The organism is Stenotrophomonas sp. SPM, from assembly GCF_003105135.1.
Classification (GTDB): domain Bacteria; phylum Pseudomonadota; class Gammaproteobacteria; order Xanthomonadales; family Xanthomonadaceae; genus Stenotrophomonas.
On the sequence record NZ_QETL01000083.1, the window covers coordinates 1 to 17,532 of the forward strand.

At 67.6% G+C, this 17,532-nt stretch carries 21 protein-coding genes; 7 read left to right on the plus strand and 14 right to left on the minus strand.

Annotated elements, in window-relative coordinates; all coding sequences use genetic code 11:
- Nucleotides 1–27: 27 nt before the first annotated feature.
- Nucleotides 28–1,272 carry a DUF819 family protein gene (locus DCO49_RS15195; protein ID WP_116864759.1) on the plus strand — a complete coding sequence of 415 codons (1,245 nt, stop codon included), beginning with the start codon at nucleotides 28–30 and terminating at the stop codon, nucleotides 1,270–1,272.
- Nucleotides 1,273–1,390: 118 nt separating this feature from the next.
- Here DCO49_RS15195 and DCO49_RS15200 read toward each other — a convergent pair whose 3' ends face one another.
- Genes DCO49_RS15200 through DCO49_RS15220 form a run of 5 tightly spaced genes read right to left on the minus strand, consistent with a single transcriptional unit; the run spans nucleotide 1,391 to nucleotide 4,419 of the window.
- Nucleotides 1,391–1,870, minus strand: a complete 480-nt coding sequence (locus tag DCO49_RS15200; protein WP_116864747.1) for a hypothetical protein — start codon at nucleotides 1,868–1,870, stop codon at nucleotides 1,391–1,393.
- Between the two features lie 47 nt (nucleotides 1,871–1,917).
- Nucleotides 1,918–2,178 (minus strand): cell division topological specificity factor MinE, encoded by a 261-nt coding sequence (gene minE, locus DCO49_RS15205; RefSeq protein WP_079221044.1) that lies wholly within the window; start codon nucleotides 2,176–2,178, stop codon nucleotides 1,918–1,920.
- A gap of 2 nt (nucleotides 2,179–2,180) precedes the next feature.
- Nucleotides 2,181–2,990, minus strand: coding sequence for a septum site-determining protein MinD (gene minD / locus DCO49_RS15210; RefSeq protein ID WP_108755675.1), 810 nt, complete (start codon nucleotides 2,988–2,990; stop codon nucleotides 2,181–2,183).
- Nucleotides 2,991–3,025: 35 nt separating this feature from the next.
- Nucleotides 3,026–3,814 carry a septum site-determining protein MinC gene (minC, locus tag DCO49_RS15215; RefSeq protein WP_165835737.1) on the minus strand — a complete coding sequence of 263 codons (789 nt, stop codon included), beginning with the start codon at nucleotides 3,812–3,814 and terminating at the stop codon, nucleotides 3,026–3,028.
- Nucleotides 3,815–3,822: 8 nt separating this feature from the next.
- A complete protein-coding gene (locus DCO49_RS15220) occupies nucleotides 3,823–4,419 on the minus strand; it encodes a GNAT family N-acetyltransferase (RefSeq protein ID WP_108764416.1) in 597 nt (198 codons plus the stop codon).
- Nucleotides 4,420–4,570: 151 nt separating this feature from the next.
- Here DCO49_RS15220 and DCO49_RS15225 point away from each other — a divergent pair, with 151 nt between their 5' ends.
- The 4 genes from DCO49_RS15225 (at nucleotide 4,571) to DCO49_RS15240 (ending at nucleotide 8,183) form a co-directional block, all read left to right on the plus strand.
- Complete coding sequence (locus DCO49_RS15225) at nucleotides 4,571–5,764, plus strand: sensor histidine kinase (RefSeq protein WP_108768159.1); 1,194 nt, start codon at nucleotides 4,571–4,573, stop codon at nucleotides 5,762–5,764.
- Complete coding sequence (locus DCO49_RS15230) at nucleotides 5,764–6,405, plus strand: response regulator transcription factor (protein WP_108746175.1); 642 nt, start codon at nucleotides 5,764–5,766, stop codon at nucleotides 6,403–6,405. The genes DCO49_RS15225 and DCO49_RS15230 overlap by 1 nt, the downstream gene beginning before the upstream one ends.
- Nucleotides 6,406–6,636: 231 nt before the next feature.
- Nucleotides 6,637–7,710 (plus strand): SRPBCC family protein, encoded by a 1,074-nt coding sequence (locus tag DCO49_RS15235; RefSeq protein WP_116864749.1) that lies wholly within the window; start codon nucleotides 6,637–6,639, stop codon nucleotides 7,708–7,710.
- 101 nt (nucleotides 7,711–7,811) lie between these two features.
- Entirely contained in the window at nucleotides 7,812–8,183 is a 372-nt protein-coding gene (locus DCO49_RS15240; RefSeq protein WP_116864750.1) for a DUF423 domain-containing protein, read from the plus strand.
- A 120-nt stretch (nucleotides 8,184–8,303) separates the two neighbouring features.
- Here the strand turns inward: DCO49_RS15240 and DCO49_RS15245 are convergent, their stop codons facing one another.
- From DCO49_RS15245 to DCO49_RS15270, 6 genes are read right to left on the minus strand one after another with little or no spacing between them, the layout of a single operon-like run.
- On the minus strand, nucleotides 8,304–9,113 hold the full coding sequence (locus DCO49_RS15245) for a M15 family metallopeptidase (RefSeq protein ID WP_116864751.1): 810 nt from the start codon (nucleotides 9,111–9,113) through the stop codon (nucleotides 8,304–8,306).
- A 9-nt stretch (nucleotides 9,114–9,122) separates the two neighbouring features.
- The gene (locus DCO49_RS15250) at nucleotides 9,123–9,716 is read right to left on the minus strand and encodes a PH domain-containing protein (RefSeq protein ID WP_116864752.1); all 594 of its coding nucleotides are present in this window, start codon (nucleotides 9,714–9,716) and stop codon (nucleotides 9,123–9,125) included.
- The gene (locus tag DCO49_RS15255) at nucleotides 9,713–11,002 is read right to left on the minus strand and encodes an alpha/beta fold hydrolase (RefSeq protein WP_116864753.1); all 1,290 of its coding nucleotides are present in this window, start codon (nucleotides 11,000–11,002) and stop codon (nucleotides 9,713–9,715) included. Before DCO49_RS15255 ends, DCO49_RS15250 begins: the two co-directional genes overlap by 4 nt.
- Nucleotides 11,003–11,004: 2 nt before the next feature.
- Entirely contained in the window at nucleotides 11,005–11,184 is a 180-nt protein-coding gene (locus DCO49_RS15260; RefSeq protein ID WP_108768165.1) for a DUF4177 domain-containing protein, read from the minus strand.
- Complete coding sequence (locus tag DCO49_RS15265; protein ID WP_079221055.1) at nucleotides 11,181–11,360, minus strand: Arc family DNA binding domain-containing protein; 180 nt, start codon at nucleotides 11,358–11,360, stop codon at nucleotides 11,181–11,183. Before DCO49_RS15265 ends, DCO49_RS15260 begins: the two co-directional genes overlap by 4 nt.
- A 43-nt stretch (nucleotides 11,361–11,403) precedes the next feature.
- Entirely contained in the window at nucleotides 11,404–12,285 is an 882-nt protein-coding gene (locus DCO49_RS15270) for an SPFH domain-containing protein (RefSeq protein ID WP_116864754.1), read from the minus strand.
- 131 nt (nucleotides 12,286–12,416) lie between these two features.
- Between DCO49_RS15270 and purT the strand changes: the two genes are divergently transcribed.
- Nucleotides 12,417–13,604, plus strand: a complete 1,188-nt coding sequence (gene purT, locus DCO49_RS15275) for a formate-dependent phosphoribosylglycinamide formyltransferase (protein ID WP_116864755.1) — start codon at nucleotides 12,417–12,419, stop codon at nucleotides 13,602–13,604.
- A gap of 93 nt (nucleotides 13,605–13,697) precedes the next feature.
- Here purT and DCO49_RS15280 read toward each other — a convergent pair whose 3' ends face one another.
- Together DCO49_RS15280 and DCO49_RS15285 are read right to left on the minus strand one after the other, a co-directional pair.
- Complete coding sequence (locus tag DCO49_RS15280; protein WP_116864756.1) at nucleotides 13,698–14,912, minus strand: endonuclease/exonuclease/phosphatase family protein; 1,215 nt, start codon at nucleotides 14,910–14,912, stop codon at nucleotides 13,698–13,700.
- A 38-nt stretch (nucleotides 14,913–14,950) separates the two neighbouring features.
- Entirely contained in the window at nucleotides 14,951–15,706 is a 756-nt protein-coding gene (locus DCO49_RS15285) for an arginyltransferase (protein WP_116864757.1), read from the minus strand.
- Nucleotides 15,707–15,869: 163 nt separating this feature from the next.
- On the opposite strand from DCO49_RS15285, the gene DCO49_RS15290 reads away from it, so the two are divergent.
- A complete protein-coding gene (locus DCO49_RS15290; RefSeq protein ID WP_116864758.1) occupies nucleotides 15,870–16,439 on the plus strand; it encodes an EF-hand domain-containing protein in 570 nt (189 codons plus the stop codon).
- 51 nt (nucleotides 16,440–16,490) lie between these two features.
- Here DCO49_RS15290 and DCO49_RS15295 read toward each other — a convergent pair.
- A partial coding sequence (locus DCO49_RS15295; protein ID WP_133249438.1) for a sigma-70 family RNA polymerase sigma factor occupies nucleotides 16,491–17,532 on the minus strand: 1,042 nt, incomplete at its 5' end.

Below are 17,532 nucleotides of genomic sequence, written 5' to 3' on the forward strand. Positions count from 1 at the left end.
ATGGCTCGGCTCTACACGAGCGCCTGCATGCCTTCGACCGCCCTGATCCAGAACGACATCGTCGTCTTCGGTTTGATCGCCGCCACCCTCGGCGCCGTGTTCTGGACCGCCTCGCGCGAACAGGGGCTGTGGAAACGCTTCTACACCTTCGTGCCGGCCCTGCTGCTGTGCTACCTCATTCCCGGCATCTACAACACCATCGGCCTGATCGACGGCCAGAACACCAAGCTCTACAACCCCATCGCACGCGACATCCTGCTGCCGGCGGCGCTGATCCTGCTGACCTTGGCGGTGGACATCAAGGGCATCCTGCGGTTGGGCCCGAAGCTGGTGCTGATGTACCTGGGCGCTTCGGCCAGCATCATGCTCGGCGCGGTGGTGGCCTTCCTGGTGATGCGCGCGATCCATCCCGATACCGTGGCCGGCGACACCTGGGCCGGCATGGCCGCACTGGCCGGCAGCTGGATCGGTGGCGGCGCGAACATGCTGGCGATGCGCGAAGTCTTCGACGTCAACGCGACCACCTTCGGCCAGTTCGCCGTGGTCGATGTCGGCGTGGGTTACGTGTGGATGGCCGCGCTGATCTTCCTGGCCGGGCGTGCGGCGAAGATCGATGCGCGCAGTGGCGCCGATACCTCGGCGATCGATGAACTGAAGGAGCGCATCGCGCGCTTCCAGGCCGAGCACGAGCGCATTCCCAGCCTGACCGACCTGATGCTGATCGTGGCGGTTGCCTTCGGCGGCGTCGGCCTGTCGCACGCCATCGGCGCGCCGCTGGCGGCCTGGTTCAAGGGCAATGTGAGCTGGGCCTCGCAGTTCAGCCTGGATGCGCCGTTCGTGTGGGTGGTGGTGCTGTCGACCACGCTGGGCCTGAGCCTGAGCTTCACCCGCGCGCGCACTCTGGAAGGCGCGGGCGCCTCGCGCCTGGGCTCGCTGCTGCTGTACTTCCTGATCGCCTGCATCGGCATGCAGATGGACCTTCTGGCGCTGCTGGACCGCCCGTGGCTGTTCCTGCTCGGCATCATCTGGATCGCCGTGCACATCGCCCTGCTGTGGTGCCTGGGCAAGCTGCTGAAGGTGCCGTTCTTCTATTTCGCCATCGGTTCGCAGTCGAACATCGGTGGCCCGGCCTCGGCGCCGGTGGTGGCTGCGGCCTTCCATCCGGCATTGGCGCCGGTGGGCGTTCTGCTGGGCACGATGGGCTATGCCACCGGCACGTACCTGGCGTACATCGTCGGCATCACCCTGCGCGCGCTGGCGGGGCAGGGTTGATCCTGTAGAGCCGAGCCCATGCTCGGCTGCTTTGGGTTGTGCACTCGCGCTGGTAACGGCGAAGAGCAGCCGAGCATGGGCGCGGCTCTACAGTAGAGCCACGCCATGCGTGGATGCTTTACGCCACTGGCAACCCGCGTTCGAGCAACCACGCCCGCGCATCTTCCGCGTCCTGTTCGAACCAAGCCTTGGTCGACCCCAGCCGATACGTATACCCCCACGCATCCATGTCTGCCATCAGCTGCTCGCTGCCCACGCCGGGCAGCTGCCCGGCCAGCACGATCTGCAGGTAGCAGGTGGCATCTTCCTCGGGCACCGAGTCGGTGGCGTCGGTATGCACCTGCGCGCGCCGCTCCGGCGGCAGCACGATCAGGTGGCAGGCTTCATGCAGCATCGAATGCACCGGCGTATCGTCGCGCACGTAGACGTCGCTGGCGATGATGCCGGCCTCGGGTTCGCCCCAGTAGCTGCCGGGAATCGGCGCACCGGCCGCCACGTGGTGCAGGCGCAGGTCATGCGCGGCGAGCAGCCGCTGCGCATCGGCGAAGGCGATATCGCCGACGCGAGTGACGTTCGGTTCGGGTGCGGTGTCGGTCATGCGGGGTCACGCGGCCCCGCCCATGCAGGCACGGGCGGGGCAGGGGGTCAGGGTTTTTCCGGGCCTTCAGGCAGCGCCACGGAGATGTCCAGCACATCATGCTGGCCATCCTTCACCAGGTCGACCTTCACCGCGTCGACGTCGATGTTGACGTACTTCTTGATCACTTCCAGCAGCTCGCGCTGCAGCAGCGGCAGATAGTCCGGGCCACCGCGGTTGCTGCGTTCCTGCGCGATGATGATCTGCAGGCGGTTCTTCGCGGTTTCGGCGGTGGTCTTCTTCGCTTTGAGGAAATCGAACAGGCCCATGCTTACCCTCCGAACAGCTTGCTGAAGAAGCCCTTCTTCTCGACGTTGGTGAAGCGCATCGGGCGCTCTTCGCCGAGGATGCGTGCAACGGCATCGTCGTAGGCCTGGCCGGCGGCCGACTCCACGTCCAGGATGACCGGCTCGCCCTTGTTGGAGGCATTGAGCACGTCGCCCGATTCGGGGATCACGCCGATCGCCTTCAGGCCCAGCACTTCCTCGACGTCGGCGATGCTCAGCATCTCACCGCTTTCCACGCGCACCGGGGTGTAGCGGGTCAGCAGCAGGAAGGCCGGCACGTTCTGGCCCGATTCGGCCTTGTGGGTCTTCGAATCCAGCAGGCCGATGATGCGGTCCGAATCGCGCACCGAGGACACTTCCGGGTTCACCACCACCACGGCGCGGTCGGCGAAGTACATCGCCAGGAAGGCGCCCTTCTCGATGCCGGCCGGGGAGTCGCAGATGATGTAATCGAAGCCGTCGGCGGCCAGGTCCTTCAGGACCTTGCCCACGCCTTCCTGGGTCAGCGCATCCTTGTCGCGGGTCTGCGAGGCAGCCAGCACGTACAGGTTGTCGAAGCGCTTGTCCTTGATGAGGGCCTGCTTGAGCGTCGCTTCGCCGTGCACGACGTTGACGAAGTCGTACACCACGCGGCGCTCGCAACCCATGATCAGGTCGAGGTTGCGCAGGCCGACGTCGAAGTCGATCACGGCCACCTTCTTGCCGCGCCGTGCGAGGCCGCACGCCAGGCTCGCGCTGGAAGTGGTCTTGCCGACGCCGCCCTTGCCGGAGGTGACTACGATGATTTCAGCCAAAGGACTTCTCCTGATGATTCTGTTTTGGGGCTGCGTCAGTCCAGCGCAGCGATCTTGATCTGGTCCTGTTCCAGCCACACCTGCACGGCCTTGCCGCGCAGGTTGTCCGGCACATCGTCCAGTACCTTGTAGTGGCCTGCAATGGCGACCAGTTCCGCATGGAAATCACGGCAGAAAATACGTGCCGCGGTGTTGCCCTGGGCCCCTGCCAGCGCGCGGCCGCGCAGGGTCCCGTAGATATGAATGCTGCCGTCGGCGATGACCTCGGCGCCTGCGCCGACGGTGGCCATCACGGTCAGGTCGCAGTTTTCCGCGTACAGCTGCTGGCCCGAGCGCACGTTGCCCAGCTGCATGCGGCCCGGCTGCGGTGCGGCCGCATCGGCGGCGTTGCCCACCGGTGCGACGGGGGCCGGGGCCGGTTCGGCCTTGGCGGCACGACGCGGTTCCGGTGCGGGCGCGGGCGGCGGCGGGGCCGGTTCGGCCTCGGCACGCTCGTACTGCGCACGGAACTTGGCCAGCAGCGGCAGGCCCAACTGCTGCGAGAGCAGGTCGACCGCCGTGGTGCCATAGGCCAGCGCCACCGGCAGCACGCCGGCGCTGCGCAGGCCATCCACCAGCGCCTGCGCGGTGGCCGCGTCGGGCACCTGGCTCAGGCCGCCGAAATCGAGGATGACCGCCGCGCGGCCGAACAGCTTCGGCGCACGGTTCACGCGCTCCTGCATTTCCTGCACGAGGCGTTCGACATCAAGGGTACGGATGCGCAGGTTGGCGATGCCCACCTGGCCGATCTTCAGTTCACCGGCCTGTTCGTAATCGAAATTCACCGCCACGCTCAGGTCCCCGTCGGCCGCTGTGCCTGCACCGGCAGCTGCCGGTCACGCGCCCATGCCACATCCGGCAGCTTGCCGCCGTAGGTCTCGTGGACCCACGGGTAGCTGCACAGTTCCTTGGCCAGCATGCTGGCGCGCACGTCGACGTGCGGCATGGTGTTCTGGCCCAGCTCGCGGAAGCCGAAGCTGCCGTGGAAGAGCAGGGCGGCGTCGGCGCCGTGGTCCAGGAACACCTCGCAGGTCATCTGCGGGTAGCGCAGCTCGGCAAAGCTCTGCGCATCGGCATAGAACGCACGGCCGACGCCACCACCGCGACGGCGGCTGGCGACCACGATGCGGTCGATATAGAAGAAGGGCGTGGCCAGCTGCTGCTTGAACCAGGCGAAGTTGCTGCTGTCGTGCTGGCTGTCGCTGCCGAAGCCGATCAGGAAGCCGGCCAGGTTGCCGTCGCGCTCGGCGACGCGGAAATATTCAGCGGTTTCGTAGAACAGGTGCAGGCGTGCGGCATCCAGCGGAAGGATGGCCAGGCCAGCATTGTTGTTCAACGCCAGGACGGAATCGAGCTCGTGCTCGCGCACGTCGCGGATGACAATCGACATTGTGACTCCGTGGGGTAACGCGGTTGGTCCATCAACGGACCCTGCGCACGATTATTGCATGCCCGGGGCGGGCTGCGGCATGAACAGGGGGAAGGGCATGCATGACTTCCGCCAGAGTGCAGCAGGCAGGCTTCAACCGTAGAGTGCTGGCATGTTGGGAGTCCTCAGCCATACCCGTGTCCTGCGACTGGCCGGCCTGTTTACCTGGGTCATGGTCGGCCTGCCCCTGGCCTATTCGCAGTTCGAGAACCTGCATGCCCGTGCCGACATGGGCGGCTGGGCCGTGCTGCTGTTCCTGGCGTACCTGTCCTTTGGCGCGGCCTACTTCCGGCTGACCCGCTCGCTGCGCAGCGACAGCCACACCACCTGGCTGGACCGCGGCCTGCTGCTGCTGCTCACCGTGTCCGCGCTGGGGGTCAGCTTCCTCAGCGGCTCGGGCCTGGGCAGCATCCTGATGATGGTCGCCGCCGGGGTCATCCCGTGGATGCTGTCGGTGCGGCTGGGCGTGCTGTGGCTGCTGGTCAGCCAGCTGGCCGTGGCGCCGGTCTATTACATGCTGCTGCGCTTCCCGCTGTTCGAGGCGGTGATGCAGTCGCTGCTGTATGGCGGCTTCTCCATGTTCATCTTCGTGACCAGCCTGGTCGCGCGACAGCAGACCGAGGCCCGCGACGAGCAGCGCCGCCTGAACGCCGAGCTGCGCGCGACCCGCGCCCTGCTGGCCGAAAGCGCCCGGGTCAACGAGCGCACCCGCATCTCGCGCGAGCTGCACGATGTGCTGGGCCACCAGCTGACCGCGCTGACCCTGAACCTGGAAGTGGCCGGACACCTGGCCGAGGGCCAGGCGCTGGAGCACGTCAAGCGCTCGCATACCCTGGCCAAGCTGCTGCTGGGCAACGTGCGCGAGGTGGTCAGCCAGCTGCGCGAGACCGGCGCCATCGACCTGGCCGCCGCGCTGCGCCCGCTTACCGAGAACGTGCCCTCGCTGGACATCGTGCTGGACGTGGAGGAGCCGCTGAACGTGGAAGACCCGCAGCGCGCCCACGTGCTGCTGCGCTGCACCCAGGAGATCATCACCAACGCGGTGCGCCACGCCCAGGCGCGCCACCTGTGGATCCGGGTGTACCGTGAGGTGCCTGGCCTGGTGGTGGTGGACGCCCGCGACGACGGCGTCGGCGCACAGATGGTCAATGCGGGCAATGGCTTGCGCGGGATGCGCGAACGCCTGCAACAATGTGGCGGCCAGCTGCAGGTGGATACCCACCCCGGCGAAGGCTTCCGCCTGCGGGCCACGGTTCCGGCAACGGTACTGGCGGCCCTCACCGAGGTTCCTGAAGGAGTGCGTTGATGATTCGCGTCTGCCTGGTCGATGACCAAACCCTGGTGCGGCAGGGAATCCGCTCCCTGCTGGCGCTCGACGACGGTATCGAAGTGGTGGCCGAGGCCGCCGATGGCCGCCAGGCCGTCGAACTGGTGCCGCAGGTGCGTCCGGACGTGGTCCTGATGGACATGCGCATGCCGGTGATGTCGGGCCTGGAGGCGCTGCAGGTGCTGTCGCGCCAGGAACAGCTGCCGCCGACCATCATCCTGACCACCTTCGACGACGACCAGCTGGTGCTGGCCGGGCTGAAGGCCGGTGCCAAGGGCTACCTGCTCAAGGACGTCACCCTGGCGCAGCTGGTCGGTGCCATCCGCACCGTCGCCGACGGCGGTTCGCTGGTGCAGCCGGCGGTGACCCAGCGCCTGCTGTCGGGCCTGGAGCACATGCGCAACGACTTCGTCAGCCTGGACCGCCCGGACCCGCTGACCGACCGCGAGACCGAGATCCTGCGCCTGATGGCCAGCGGTTTCTCCAACAAGGAGATCGCCAATTCATTGGGGGTCGCCGAAGGGACCATCAAGAATCACGTGTCCAACATCCTGTCCAAGCTGGGGGTGCGCGACCGCACCCGCGCCGTGCTGAAGGCGTTCGAACTTCAGCTGGTCTGAAAAAGTCCTTTTGCGACAACGATTTGGGCCAGGCCCGGGGCGCCGGAGCAGGGTGCCCCCTACTTGCGGGGGCCCCGGATGCGTTACTCTTCAAAATCTTTGTCCATACAAATCCGCAGCCGGCACGGAAACCGGTGCGCCAATCCGATAAACAATGCCTGCGAAGCCTGCTAGGATTGGCGCTTCGCTTCAATCAACCCGGCCGTGGGATCGGCCCCGGAGACTCTCTGAATGACCCGTATTATCGAGTTCCTGATCGCCTTGGGGATCGTGGCTGGCCTGTTCGTCATTATTGGCGTCTGTCTGCCGGGCGAGCGTCACATCACCGAAAGCATCGAGACCAACCGCAAGATGACGATCGTGTACGACACGGTCAACAGCCTGCGCCGCTTCAAGGACTGGAACCCGCTGGTACTGCGCGATCCCGCCGTTGATCTGAAGCTGTCCGGCCCGGCCTCCGGCGTCGGTGCCACTCTCGACTTCTCCTCCAAGGACCTGGGCAACGGTTCCTGGAAGATCACCGAGTCGGAAGAGAACAAGCGCGTTGTGATTGCCGTCGAGGACCCGACCAAGGGCCACGACAAGGTGACCACCTTCACCCTGGAGCCGACCGGCAAGGGTGGCCGCAACGTCAAGATCACCCAGGATTACTCGGTGAAGTACGGCTTCGACCTGTTCGGCCGCTACGCAGGCCTGTATGTCAGCCGCCAGATCGGCGATGACATCAAGATGGGTCTGTCGCGGATGGCGAACATGCTGGCCACCGTGCCGAACGTCGACTACCGCACCGCCGAAGCCCCGCTGACCGATCTGGCGATCGTGGAAGTGCCGGCTGAAGACCTGCTGGTCGTCAACGCCGGTAACGTCGACCGCGGCGAGGCCACCATCACCAAGTCCATCAAGGACAACCAGGAGTGGATCAAGCGCGTGATGGAGGCCAATGGTCTCGAAGCCGCTGGCCCGTTCCGCATCATCACCACCGATTTCGGTGCTGAGAAGTACGCCTTCGACATCGCCCAGCCGGTGAAGAAGAAGGGTACCGAGGGCACCGCCGCTGAAGAACTCAGCGTCAAGATCGACGGTGGCGCACCGGTGAAGTACGTCCGCGTTGCTCCGCATCGTTCGGCCCACGCGGCCTACACCGGCCACATGGCTGGCCTGGACATCGCCCGCAACGCCCTGCGTGCCTGGGCTGTGACCAACGGTTCGGAAGTGGTCGATCGCCCGTACGAATCCTGGAAGGACGGTCTGGAAAAGTCGTTCACCCCGGAAGGTACCTACGACATCTACTGGGCCGTCAAGTAAGCCTCGGCTGACCCATGTAATGTTGGATACGAAAACGCGCCGCTTCCTGCGGCGCGTTTTTTTTGATCTGCGCCCCGTGGGGCGCTGCGCAAGGAGCAGTCATGTTCAATCCGGAACGACGCGCGCGTAAGCCTTCCCTGCTGGCCTGCCTGGGCGCGCTGCTGGCCGCGGCCTCGATCGGCCTGTCCGCCTACGCGGCGCACGGCGTGGCCGATCCGCTGGCCCAGCAGCATCTGAACATGGCCGCGCTGTATGCCTTCGCCCACGGCGCGGTGCTGCTGGCGCTGGGCCCGCGCCAGCAGGGGGCCATCGCCCACCTGGGCCTGTATGTGCTGTTGCTGGGCGTGCTGCTGTTCTCCGGCAGCCTCGCCGGTGCGGCCCTGTTGCAGTGGCCGACGCGGCTGGCGCCGGTGGGCGGCACCACGCTGATGGCAGGGTGGGTGCTGCTGGCGATCAACGCGCTGAGGCGCTGAACGCCGTTGCGACTTCGGCCGCCGGGCACGGCCCGGCGCTACCGGGTGGGTCGGCGTGATCCGTGTAGCGCCGAGCCTGCGCTCGGCTGCATTTGATCGGAGCCGAGCATGGGCTCGGCTCTACAGTGAGCCTTTCCAGCACCAGTGCCACGGCTCGTAGACGATGCCGTGCGGGTTGTCGCGGGGGTAACTCAGGCTGAAACCATGCGTGCCGGCATTCGCCTGCAGCCAGGCAAACGCGTCCGTTGCTTCGAAGGTTTCCTCGGCCGGGGCATCGCCCGGCGTGCCGATGTCCAGGGCATGGCCGCTGTGGTGTTCACTGAACCCCGGTGCCGCGTTGACCTTGAGGATTTCGGCCACGCTCAGCCCGCGCGCGAGTTTCCGTTCGAAGATGCCCAGCTGGTAAGCGTGGCTGCGGAAGCCAGAGATCGCATCCAGGGCCACCCCATCCCGCGCGGCATGCAGGCGCATGCGGCGCCAGCCCTGCGCGGCGCCACGGCGCAGCCACAGCGGTCGGCCGAAGCGGTCGCGGCCAGCAGAATGCAGCACGCAGGGTTCGGCCTCCAGCGCCAGACCGCTGTCCTGCGCGTATTCCTGCGCATCCAGCCCCAGCTGCTGCAGGCGCTGCTGCAGGCCGGCCAGCGGCAGCCACTGTGCGTCCAAGGTCGCCGCAAATGGGCGCGCTGCGGCAGCGCCGTCCAGCAGCGCCAGCGCGTCCTCCACGCCGGGTTCGCGCGGCAGGTGCGGCACCAGCGAATGCACGCCCTGCGGCAGCACCGCCGCCAGATAGCGGCCATCGCGCTTGCGCCGCAGCACCCAGCGCGCACGCGCAAGCAGGCGCGCATCGAGGTTGCTGCGCGCACGCAGCAGGTTGGCCGGCCACAGTTCCACGGCCTCGGTGTTGATCAGCAGGGGGGCATGACGGTGCATGCCCGCAGCTTACTGCGGTGGCGGGGTGGCAGCCACCTTGCGCAGCGCGTCCAGCAGGGCCTGCGGCCGGTCCAGGCTGAGCAGCAGGGTGCTGCCGCCGCGCACGGGAATGACCAGGGTCTGCTGGCGATCAGTGACCAGAGCAAAGCCCTTGCTGCCGCCCTGCAGCCGGAAGTGCCCCGAGTAGAAGCCCGGCATCGAGTAGCCGTTGGTCTTCATGTGCAGGCCATAGCGGCGGTCGCGGCCAAGGTCGACCACCTCGGCCTGGTCCAGCTGCATATGTGCCACCGGCGTGCGGCGACGGTACAGGGTCGAGCGCACGTCCAGCACATCGCCCGCCAGGCTGACCCGGCGGCGGAAGAACGCGACGCCCAGGCCCGCACCGATCAGCACCAGCGTCGCCAGGCTCCAGGCCGCGCTGCCCCACATCCGGAAGAACGGCGGCGACAGGGTGATCTCCATCCACGGCGCATCGGCGGGTGCGTCCTTCAACTCGGCCCAGACGCAGAGGGCAAAGACCACCAGCAGCGGACCGAGGACCCACAGCACGCGCAGCGGCGAACTCTCTGCAACGTCGAACGTGCGCGGATCGCTGCCGCTCATCGCTGTGCCTCCACCCAGTGCGCGACATCGGCGATCAGCGCCGGGTCAACGTGCCCGGGCTGGGCGTACTCCTTCAGCGAGCTCGGACCGCTGCCGGCCACGCCGATATGGTTGAGGGCCGGGTAGGCCTGCCACTGCACATCCTTGCGGCCCTGCAGTGCCTGCTTCCACAGCTGCCAATCGGCATCGGGTACCTGGAAATCGCGGCCACCGTGCAGCATCAGCAGCGGCGTGCGCAGTGCCTTGGCATCGGCCCGTGCGTTGACGGCTTCGATGCTCTTCCAGAACGTCTGCGGCACGCCCAGCGGCAGTTCGCTGGCGGCGACCGGCGCGCTGCCACGGGCGGCGGCGATCTGGGCGTCCAGCTTGTCCAGAAAGGCCTGTTCCGGCGCGCTGATGTCACCGTCCAGGCTGAGCAGGTAGCGGTTCTGCTCGGGCAGCAGTTCCAGCAGGGTGCGTGCCGGTGCCGCCCACAGGATCGCGCCGCGCGCCTGCCGCCAGCGGCTGGCGATACGCGGGGCCAGCATGCCGCCCTGGCTGTGGCCGAGCACGAACACGCGGCGGCCATCGATGCGCGGATCGGCGGCGAGCGCGGTCAGTGCGGCCACCGCGTCATCGGTGGTTTCGTCATCGACGGTGAAGCTGCCGCCCTGGAAATCCTGCGGGCGGGCGAGGGTGCGCTTGTCGTAGCGCAGCACCGCGATGCCCTGCGCGGCCAGGCCGCGGGCGATGTCGAGGAACGGGCGGCTGGCGCCGATCGTTTCGTCACGGTCCTGCGGGCCCGAGCCATGCACCAGCAGCACCGCCGGGAATGGCCCCTTGCCCTTCGGCAGGGCCAGCGTGGCCGGCAATGCGCCGCGCGCCTGCGGCACGCTGAAATCGGCCTCGCTGTAGTTCGCGTCGGCCGGCGGCGGCGCTGCCTTGGCTGCGGGGGCAGGGCGCAGCATCAGGCCGGCGACCTTGTCCTGCGCGTCCACCGCCACCTGCGCGACCACCGCACCGCTGGCGAACTGCAGCGGCACCTCCACCACGTGCACGCCCTGTTGCTCGCTGCTGTGGGCGGCGCCGCGCTGCTTCAGCTCACCCAGCGAGTGCCACAGCCCCTGCAGCTTGTCGGCCGGTACGGCGCGGGCCATCTGCGGGGTGAACATTGCTTCGGCCTCGGCCATGCGCCCGGCCTGCAGATGGTCCAGCAGCTGCGAGGCCACCTGCTGCGGCTCGGCGGCGAGGGCACCGCCGCTGAAGGCGGCCAGTGCGACGGCAAACAGGGAGGGGCGCAGGCGCATGGTTACTGCTCCTTCTTGAAGACCAGCATGGCCGGGCGCATCGGCGCCGGGATGATGATGTTGACCAGTTCCCAGCCGAGCTGTCCCTGGCGGCTCAGTTCGGCCTGGATGTCCTCCGGCTTCTGCAGGCCCATCAGCGACGTTTTGACTTCAACGGTCAGGTAGCTCCAACGCTTGCTCATTCCTTGTCCTCCGACGATGGCTTGGGTTTCGGCAGCCGTCCTGCCTTGCGCAGGGCGTCGCGCAGCACGTATTCGATCTGCGCGTTGAGGCTGCGCAACTCGTCGTCAGCCCAGCGCTGCGCGGCGGCCAGGACATCGGCGTTGATACGCAGCGGGTAGGCTTTCTTCTCACTCATGCAAGCTCCTGGCGGGGCGGTGGGGGCGCCCCGTTGCGAGGGTTCAGTACAGCGAACCAGCGTTGACGATCGGCTGGGTGCCGCGGTCCGAGCACAGCACGGTCAGCAGGTTGCTGACCATGTGCGCCTTGCGCTCTTCATCCAGCTGCACCACGCCGTTCTTCTGCAGTTCGGCCAAGGCCATTTCAACCATTCCCACCGCACCGGCGACGATGCGGGTACGCGCGGCGATCACCGCGTTGGCCTGCTGGCGCTGCAGCATCGCCTGGGCGATCTCGGCGGCGTAGGCGAGGTGGCTGATGCGCGCGTCGATCACCTGCACGCCGGCGTCGGCCAGGCGCTCGGCCAGCTCGTTCTTCAGGTGCTGGGAAATCTCGCTGGCGTGGCTGCGCAGGGCCAGCTGGCCCTCTTCATGCTGGTCGTACGGGTAGCTGGTGGCCATCGCGCGCAGGGCGGATTCGGACTGGATGTGCACGAAGCTCTCGTAATCGTCCACGTTGTAGACCGCCTCGGAGGCATCGATCACCTGCCAGACGATCACCGCGGCGATCTCGATCGGGCTGCCGTCCAGCTCGTTGACCTTCAGCTTGCCGCTTTCGAAGTTGCGCACGCGCTGGCTGACCCGGCGCTTGCTGTAGAAGGGGTTGTTCCAGCGCAGGCCGTTGTCCTTGACGGTGCCCACGTACTTGCCGAACAGGCTCAGCACCGCCGCCTGGTTGGGCTGCACGGTGTACAGGCCGGCCATGGCGAAGATCGACAGCGCGGCGATCAGCAGCCCGCCGAACAGCATCAGCAGGTTGGGCGAGCCGGTGCTGGCCTTGGCCGCGACGCCGAGCACGAACAGCCCGCCGCCAGCCAGTGCGACCAGCAGGGCGCCCGCCAGCATGCCCAGGCCGTTGAGGGAGGAGAGCGACTTCTCTTTCATGGCAGTACGTCCTTGAGGGTTCGAAAGAACGATATCAAATTGATATCAACCCACAAGTGCCGTTCGTCGGCTGGCCGGGACAGACCGGCTAGAATGCCCACCCGCCTTCACATCGCTGCCGGACCCCCGCCATGGCCAAGCTTGGAACCCCGTTGTCCCCCTCCGCCACCCGCGTACTGCTGCTGGGCTCGGGCGAACTTGGCAAGGAAGTGGCCATCGAACTGCAGCGCCTGGGCGTGGAGGTCATTGCCGCCGACCGCTATGCCGATGCCCCGGCCATGCAGGTCGCACACCGCTCGCACGTGATCGACATGCTCGACGCGATGGCGCTGCGCGCGCTGATCGCCCAGGAACAGCCGCACCTGGTGGTGCCGGAAATCGAGGCCATCCACACCGAGACCCTGGTCCAGCTGGAACAGGAGCAGGGCCTGCGGGTGATCCCGACCGCACGCGCCGCACGCCTGACCATGGATCGCGAAGGCATCCGCCGCCTGGCCGCCGAGACCCTGGGCCTGCCGACCTCGCCGTACCGCTTCGTCGATACCGAAGCCGAGTACCGCGCCGCCGTGGCCGCCATCGGCCTGCCGTGCGTGGTCAAGCCGGTGATGTCGTCCTCGGGCAAGGGCCAGAGCACCCTGCGCAGCGAAGCGGATATCGCCCCGGCGTGGGACTACGCGCAGACCGGCGGCCGTGCCGGTGCCGGCCGCTGCATCGTCGAAGGCTTCATTGATTTCGATTACGAGATCACCCTGCTGACCGTGCGCCATGCCGGCGGCACCTCGTTCTGCGCGCCGATCGGCCACCTGCAGAAGGACGGTGACTACCGCGAAAGCTGGCAGCCGCAGCCGATGTCCAGCGCCGCGCTGGCGCGTGCGGAGGAGATCTCGCGCGCGATCACCGACGATCTCGGTGGCTGGGGCCTGTTTGGCGTCGAGCTGTTCGTGAAGGGCGACGAGGTGTGGTTCAGTGAAGTCTCGCCGCGCCCGCACGACACCGGCCTGGTGACCCTGGTCTCGCAGGAGCTGAGCGAATTCGCCCTGCACGCACGCGCGATCCTGGGCCTGCCGATTCCGGTGATCCGCCAGAGCGGTCCGTCGGCCTCGTGCGCGCTGCTGGCGCATGGCGAAGGCGTGCCGTACTTCAACAACGTGGCCGCCGCGCTGCAGGTGCCGGACACCGCCGTGCGCCTGTTCGGCAAGCCGAGCGTGCATGGCCACCGCCGCGTGGGCGTGACTCTGGCGCGCGCCGGGACCATCGACGAAGCCCGCGCCATCGCGCGTGATGCCGCCGAAGCCATTGGCGTCGAACTGCGCCCGTAAAACGGTAGCGCCGGGCCATGCCCGGCGGCCGCATCCCGGTGGGTACCGACCGTTGGTCGGTACGTTTTCCATGCAGTCGACTAACAGTCGACTCTACTTCACATCCACCCACACCAGGTGGTGGTCGCTGCCGTCGGCGATCTTCGCTTCCGGGCTTTCATTGGCCGGCCAGAAGATGCCGCTGCCGACGTACTCGAAGCCGGCCGAGGGCAGCACGTAATCCAGGCGCATGGTGCCGGACTTCGGGCCGAAATCGCCGGTGGCGTGGAACGGCGCGCCCTTGCGCAGGATGCCCTTGGCCGCATAGGCCAGGCTGGTCTGCTCGCCACCGACGCTGCGCGGGGTGGGGTAGCGCAGCACGCGCGGGTTCTCGATCAGGTTGACGATGGCCTCGTGCCGACCGTCGCCGTCCACCGGGTCGTTGTTCAGATCGCCGAAGATCACAAAGCGCGCATCCTGGGCCAGGCCGCCGCAGTGGCCCTTGTCATCGCACAGCCAGGGCTTGTCGCCGGCCGACAGGTATTCCTGCCACAGGCGCAGTTCGTCGTGGTTGCGCGCGGCATTGCGCTTTTCCGGGCCGTCGAACACCGGCGGCGTCGGGTGCGAGACCAGCGCGTGGACCACGCCGGCCGGGGTCTTCACCGGCACGTCCCAATGCGACTTCGAGGACAGGCGCAGCTGCGACCACACCTGGTCGCTGTAGAAGCTCTTGCCGGTGCGCGGGTCGACCGGACGGATCGCGCCGGGCATCGTGCTCCACTTCAGCAGCTGGAAGCTGCGCACCTTGGCTTCGTCGATCGGGTAGCGCGACAGCACCAGCATGCCGTACTGGCCCGGGTGCAGGCCGTAGCCCCAGGCGTCGTTGCCACGGCTGCGGCCTTCGCCGCCAACCGTGCCGTTGCCGTCCAGGTCCAGGCCGCTGGGCACGCCGGTGTTGACCGGGGCCAGGTAGCGGTAGGCGAAGTGCAGCGGCTTGCCGCCGCCGGGCTGGGCCACTTCCAGGTAGCGCTTCTGGAACAGGTCGGCGGCGCGGTGGGCGTCGTCGAAGTCGAATTCGTTCAGCAGCACCAGGTCCGGGCGCACCTGCTGCAGCACCGCGGCGATCTTGCGCGCATGCTCGCTGTTGCCTTCCAGTTCCTTGATCAGGCCACCGGCATCATCCGAATACAGCGAGGTGTTGTAGGTGGCGAGGCGCAGCGTCGAGGACGGCTTTTCGGTCATCTCAGGGGACTTGGCGAAGGCGGGGGCGCTGGCGCCGCAGAGCAGGGCCAGGGCGAGGATCAGGGGATGGCGGCGGGTGATGTTCATGGGCCGTATTGTGCACCCGGCCTGGTGTCAGCGGTTTGTCAGCGTCCGTCCAGATCGCTGTCGAAATCATGCCAGCGGCGGCCGTCATAGGCCTCCAGCGGGCGGTAGCGGCGCTTGTAGTCCATCTTCTGGTGGTCGCGGATCCAGTAGCCGAGGTACAGGTGTGGCAGTGCCTCGCGCCGGGCCCATTCGATCTGCTGCAGGATGGCGAAGGTGCCCAGGCCGCGCGCGGCATGGTCCGGGTCGAAGAAGGTGTAGACCGCCGACAGGCCGTGTTCGGTCACGTCGGTCACCGCCACACCCAGCAGCTGGCTGGGCTGGCCGTCATGGCCGGGCAGGCGCATCTCCAGGAAGCGGGTATGCGACCAGCTGCCGATCAGGAACTGCTCGAACTCGTGCGGTCCGTGGTCATCCATGCCGCCGTTGGCGTGGCGATGGGTCAGGTAGCGGTGGTACAGGTCGAACAGGTCCTGGCGCGGCATGGCGGCGGTGATGCGCACCTCCAGGTCGGCATTGCGCGCGGCGCAGCGGCGCTGGCTGCGGTCGGCGGCAAAGCGCGCCACCGGGATGCGCACGGCTACGCAGGCATGGCACTGCGCGCAGTGCGGGCGGTAGACCAGGTCGCCACTGCGGCGGAAGCCCCAGCTCAGGGCCAGCGGGTACAGCCCGCCCAGGCGGCGGTCCTGCGGGTCCAGCACCAGATCGCGCGCAACGCGGTCCGACCAGTACCCGCAGGGGTGCTCGCCGGTCTGGAACAGTCTCAGTTCGTCGTCTCTGTCGCCGTGGATCGCCATGGGCACAGCATAGCCCCAGCGTGTCGCAATGGCCGCGACTGTCCGCCGGATGAACGGAACTGGCAGCTGCGTCAACCGATGTCGTGGTCGGGCGTTGTTGTCTCCCGAGGGTGAAGTGATCACCTCGACGCAATGACGCAATCCCCTTACCAGGAGTGACTCCATGATCCGTACCCCCCTGCTGCTGGCCCTGCTGCTGGGCACCTCCGCCACCGGCATCGCCCTGGCCGCCGATACTCCGGCCGACCCGAATGCCCCGGCGCAGCGTCATGCCAAGCTGGACACCAATGGCGATGGCGTCATCGACCGCAGTGAAGCCGCCGCGAACCCGCGCCTGGCCGCGAAGTTCGACGAGCTGGACAAGAACAAGGATGGCAAGCTGTCGCGTGACGAGCTGCCGCGCTGGAAGCACGGCCGTCGTGGTGGCCCGGGCGCCTGGATGGCCAAGCTGGACGTGAACAAGGACGGCCGCATCAGCCGTGAGGAAGCGAAAGCCGACCCGCGCCTGGCCGCGCGTTTCGACCAGATGGACGTCAACAAGGACGGCTACCTGGACAAGGCCGACCGCGAGCTGCGCATGAAGCAGCACCGTGACGCCTGGTTCGCTGCCGCCGACACCAACAAGGACGGCCAGCTGAGCAAGGCCGAGTTCGATGCCGCCAAAGGCCCGATGCACGGTGGCCCGCGCCACGGCGGCCCGCGTGACGGTGGCGCACCGGCGCCGCAGCGCTGAGGGTCGACGCAGTGAATGACGACAACGCCGGCAGACTGCCGGCGTTGTCCGTTATACGTTTCCGCTGCGCATCAGCGTATACACCACCAGGGCGATCACGAAGACGTTCGCGCCGATGATGCCGGTGCGCCCGTAGACGGATTCGTATTGCCAGTTGGTTCCGCTGCGGCCGCGCCGCGCCGAATCACGCGCGATCATGGGGGCCATCACGCGCTGCAGCGGCACCAGACACTGGTAGTTCACCGTACCCAGGCCGATGACGAGAATGGCAAGTTGCAGCCACAGCGGCACCTGCAGCATCAGCGAAACCAACAGGCTGGTGCAGACGACCATCGCAGTGAACGTATTGAGGTGCACGAAACGTCGCACGGCCGCCCGTTCCTGCGGGGTGTCTGCAAAGCGCAGCAGGAAGCGGCCGCCGAGATAGCTGCCGGCGACGCCGCCGATCACGCCACCGGCAATGGCGCCCCAGTTGCTGGCGGGAATCAGGTGCAGCTGGCTGGCAGCGGCGGTCAATGAACCCATGGCGGTACCTCCGGCGGCACTCACGCCGCCCAGGCCCAGCTTGCTGCCGCCCACGCCCACCCCGGTGCCCAGCAGGATCGCTGCGCTGGCCGTGCCCGGTGCAGCGATCAGCACCATCGACACCACCGTTGTCGCAAACGCGGCACTGGGCGCACTGCTGCGGGCGAAATCGCCGAAGCGCTGCAGCAGGCCGTCGCGCACCTGCGCGCGTGCACGTGACAGGCGCTTGCGCACGGCCGCATCGCTGAGTCCCAGCAGGTCAGCCACCTGCTGGGAGCGCTGGCCTTCGCGGTAGTAGAGCAGCAGCACTTCGCGGCTGTCGCTGGGCAGGGCCGAGATGATGTCCTCGGCGGCCACTTCTTCTTCCAGCCGCTGCAGGCGGTCGGCGGCACCCGGCGTCGGGTCGGCGGCGATGCCCAGCGCGACCTCGGCGGCGTCGCCGGTCAGCGGGCGGCCGCGCTGCGCGCGCAGCCAGTCGCGGGCCAGGTTGCGGGTGATCTGCCGCAGCCAGGGCAGGAAGCTGGTCGAGCTGCGCAGCTGGTGCAGCTGCTGCCAGCCTTTGACGAAG